Consider the following 4,444-nt stretch of genomic DNA (forward strand, 5'->3'; position numbering starts at 1 on the left):
CTTTCACTCACCCGCATGGTGAAGGCGCGATTGTCTTCTTTTGGTTTACCGCCAAAGGAACTATAGGGCTGTTGTACTGTGTTGATGGCGGGATCTCGTGTTACAAATCCTTGAATGGAATTAGCTGCCAGGGGTTTACTTAAATGGTCGGCTGCATTCCCCTGGTTAACAAAGGTCGCCCTGACAGCTTGGGTTTTGATGTCGAGAGTATCAGGAATTGCAGCAGCGTTTTCGGTGACGGTGGCTCGTAACCAATGTAAACCACTGGGTAATAAGTTATGCTGACTGGTGGCTTTGTCTGGAATACTCAAGCGGATAATCCCCGAATCGACTAACCCATTGGTACTATCGGAAAGCATTTCTGTATCTTGAAATTTCTGCCAAGAATTACCACTCAAGTAACTCCAGTGAATCTGTGGCGGAATTAGTTCCCCATTACCACTGCCCGGTATCATTTGGAAGAGGATGGAAATGTTTTGGGGTGGTTGCAGATTACGGATACCAATGTATAAAGTGCCTTGTTCTTGATAGTTCGGTAAGAGATAATATTGGTTGTCTTGATTGAGAGTTTGGATATCGGCATAGCCAAAGGGATTAAGTTGGAAGATTTTACTAGGTTCCTGCTCGCTTTGGGAGGCTTGCAAGTCAATCTCTTCTGAGGCGGTATAGTCGAGGGAGATGGCTTTAACTTGCGGGGTGTAAGGGGGATAAACCGTCAGGGATTTGATTTTTATATCCTTTCCATCTTTATCTTTTACTTTGGTTCCATCTTTATCTTTTACAACGTCTTTATCCGTTGCAGAAGTCACCTTATTTAATACTATCGGATATAAATCATGGGCAAATGCAAAATCTGGGCTTGCTAATTCCAGTATGAAATACCGATTTTGCTCAAAAGGATCATCTGTATCTATATCTATAAGGGAATTAGATGATGAATCATCTTGTAGATTGGAGTTGTGATAACTCAAAGAAGTATTTTTTTTAAAAATAGTTTTTTCTTCTTGGTTTTCTCCGGTACCGGTAATTGTAATTGTTTTTTCTGTAAATATTTCTTTGTCATTTTTTTAAAAATCCACCCTGCTTCGGTTATTAAAAAGCTTCAAACTGGCTTTAAAGCTGTTATTAGTAATTGCATCCGTAATTACCCCAGTACTTGAATATGCCTCATAATGGGTGGCAAAGTCTTTAGGAAGTCCCATCCACTCCATATTAATGGCAAGACTATCTAATTTTTTGGTGCTAATTTCTCGATTAGCGAAGTAAAACCCCGAACCTACTTTAGGATTATTGCCAAAGGGTTGAAAAGGAATTTTGGGATTTAGTACTGAGTTATCATTCCGCAGTTGGACATCTTGACTATTTTCTACTTTAACTTGTATCTTTACTTTTTATAAGCGTACCGATTTAAATTGATCGTAATATAGTTTTTCCTGGGTATTTTCTGCTGATGATATTTCTTTCAACAGAATTTTTACCACTGGATAGGGAGTGTCCAGGAAAAAAGTTGACTCATCTGGTTTGGGTGGCAAAATAGCAGGTAGGGTGGGATCGAGGGTTAACTGAAACTGTAAACTGTTGAGGTAAATAGCAGAATTACGATAGAGGTTAATCTGGTCAGTACTAACAGCCTCTTGAGGGAAATTACCGATACCAATTTGCTGTATATTAGCTTCTTTATCCCTGACTAATCCTATAATCTTGAATATCTTGCCGTCATTCCAAACCAGAAGTTGCCCTACATCGTCGCTCTCAGAAAAGGTATGTTCAGAGCCTTCACTAAAAGAAACGCTTGTCAAGTTATCGTTGTCCGAAGCAGTGGAACTCAGAGATAGTTCTGTACTGCTATAATAGTCTAGTGGTTCTTCAACAATAAAATCGCCAACTTTAGCTTCAAAAGCTTGAGGTTGTATCCATTGGGCTTCACTACTCAAGTAAATCTCAAAAGGGTCGCTACTTAGTATTTCTTGGAAAGTATCCCGATTCAAAGTGTTTCCTTCAGAGGCGAAGGTAAGGGTAATCTTACGTGTACCTTCTTGCAACAACAAGACGGGAGAAGTAACGGCAAAACCGATGGAATTTTGTGAGGTTTGAGTAATGTTGCCAAAAGTATGAAAACGTTGTGCTTTAGTTACTTGTCCCTCTTCCGCGTCAACTAGTGAACTTCCATGGATATTTTTAATTTCGGTTTTTCCAATGGGAGGGTAAGTAAAGTTTCTTTTCTTGGTTTGGGCTTTTTCAACGAGGCGATAGACTTCTTTCCAATCAGGATTTTCTGTAGTAGCTTGGATTTCCATAATCTTCCGGAAATCTGCCACACTCAGATACAGTTCTTCTTTGACATATCTAATAACTCGCTCTTGGTCAAGATCAGCAACTATCTCTTGGAGGGTTGTATAACCATTAGGCATTTTCGGCAAAGGATCGCCAGGATTAGGATGACCAAGAGCCCATTCCATCATGCTCTTGAAATCGGACTGTTCTCGCTTTTGTTTTAAGGCATTACGCCTCCCCATGGTAATTTTTTTTCTGTAGGCTTTTTCAATTATTTTATAAACTTCGTTCCATTCTAATTCTGTAGGTTCTTCTACTTCTGGATTGTCTTTATTTATTTGCCTATCATGGATATCAAAGCAATACTTAAAATCTTCTGTAGAGACAAAAAATAGTTGATTTTTAATATAATTTTCAATAGAATCCTTTTCTTCTTCTTCTTCAGAGATTTGTTCAGGATTTTTAATCCCTTGATAAATAGTGTCTTTGAGATAATCAATATCAACAGATTCACCATTAAAATCAGGAAGTTTGTCTCCTTGGTTGGGGCTACCAACCGCCCAGCGCAGCATAGTTTCAAAACTTTGATCGCTCTTATTATCTTGATTATGAATTTCTTCTAAACCGATATAATTTTTTTCTAAAAATAACGTTTTGATGCTGGCTACTTGAGCTTGATTAACAACTATATCTTCATCGGTGGCATAGTTAATATTAACCCCTTGACTATCTTGTCCAGCGCTGAGCAAAGTACCCTTGTTAATAAGATGGGCTTCTTCTCCTTGCGCCAGCTCAAAAATCCCATGAATCTTGTCTGGAACTTCCTCTTTTGTCCTTAACTGCAGTACCTCTTTATAGTAAAAATCGAGATATCTTTGGGTCAGTGCCTTGAACTGTTGCTGAGGATAACGTAATAATTGTAAAAACGTGAACAACAAAACTAGATGAGGTTGGGCTAATTGCCGTTGTGTCGATGGCTCGTCTGCGAAGTTTTCCGGGTTATTAATGTAAGCAACCATTTGCTCAACATCTCCCGCAAAGAAACTCGACCAATCCCCATTTATCCGATTGGACTCATCGTAATAGTTTAGTTTTGTGGCATACTCTTGTACGAAGGTGAGTAAATCATAAACATCGCGCTCATCTACGGAAACATAATCTGGTTCGAGTTCCCTTAGCAAGCGTCCGCGCTGACTAACGCCATCCCGAAAAATTTGATGTATAATTTTCTTGTTTGTATTCATAACTAAATTCTACATCATTGATCAGGATGGCAGATGTAAACTTTATTAACAAGCTAATCTCAAAAAAAGTAATGAATATTCATATAAGGAACGAAAATTAAATTTGGTGTAAGCATTTAGTTATCAGCCGTCAGCGATCAGCTGTCAGCTAATGGGCTAGGGCGTGTCTTCTTGCCTCGGAGATCCCCCTAAATCCCCCTTAAAAAAGGGGGACTTTGAGTATGGCTCCCCCCTTCCGCGCGGGGGGCTGGGGGCAGGGCTGTTTCATTCTAACAAAACCCAAAGCCTAGACCACTTGTTACGAAGCCATCTTTGGGCTTCGGTAATTGAGTCGAAGCCCAAAATTCGGAAAAGATTTAGAGCTACTGTGTTGAGAATAGAAAAGTTAGTAGTAGCTTGAGTGTCATTAAAAGAACAATGATCTTCCTGTAAAATCACATCTTTAATCCAATGCCATTTATTTTCGATTGCCCAGTGTCCTTTAATTTTATCAGCAAATACTTTAGCCGTTTCTGACAAGCTACTGTTCTAATAAGCAATATTATTATAATTGGCATTTCCTCTTTTTCCTTGTCTAACTACTTTTATAAAACTCTTGACATGCCACCAATCTAAGCAAAAATAAGCCGGAGGCTCAAACAAGTAAGTAGTGCGCTCAATTTCTCGGCCATGACTCTTGTCAATAGTGCAATTAACTGTAATTGGTGTTTGATGAGTACTAACATATTCTAGAGAGTTATAGAGTGTTTTTTGAGTTTTTTTGACGGCAATAGTATAATGATTATTTTAGTCAATAATAGCTGGGGGGGCGACAAGCGCCCTGTAACCCTTGATATATCTTAAATTGAGCAAATTATGGTAAAAAAAGATAGGTCATAACTTGTCAATACGACCTATCAATTTAAAATGCTACCAAAATTATATCA

At 38.7% G+C, this 4,444-nt stretch carries 3 protein-coding genes; all 3 read right to left on the minus strand.

From position 1 onward, the window contains the following. Positions 1-971: hypothetical protein (locus F6K57_RS37650; protein ID WP_293073495.1), on the minus strand; the 971-nt coding region annotated here is incomplete at its 3' end. A gap of 420 nt (positions 972-1,391) precedes the next feature. After that, positions 1,392-3,518 carry a hypothetical protein gene (locus F6K57_RS37655; RefSeq protein ID WP_293073498.1) on the minus strand — a complete coding sequence of 709 codons (2,127 nt, stop codon included), beginning with the start codon at positions 3,516-3,518 and terminating at the stop codon, positions 1,392-1,394. 264 nt (positions 3,519-3,782) lie between these two features. After that, positions 3,783-4,037, minus strand: coding sequence for a transposase (locus F6K57_RS37660; protein ID WP_293065459.1), 255 nt, complete (start codon positions 4,035-4,037; stop codon positions 3,783-3,785). Positions 4,038-4,444 lie beyond the last annotated feature (407 nt).

The organism is Moorena sp. SIO4A5, assembly GCF_010672005.1.
In the GTDB taxonomy this organism is placed as follows: domain Bacteria; phylum Cyanobacteriota; class Cyanobacteriia; order Cyanobacteriales; family Coleofasciculaceae; genus Moorena.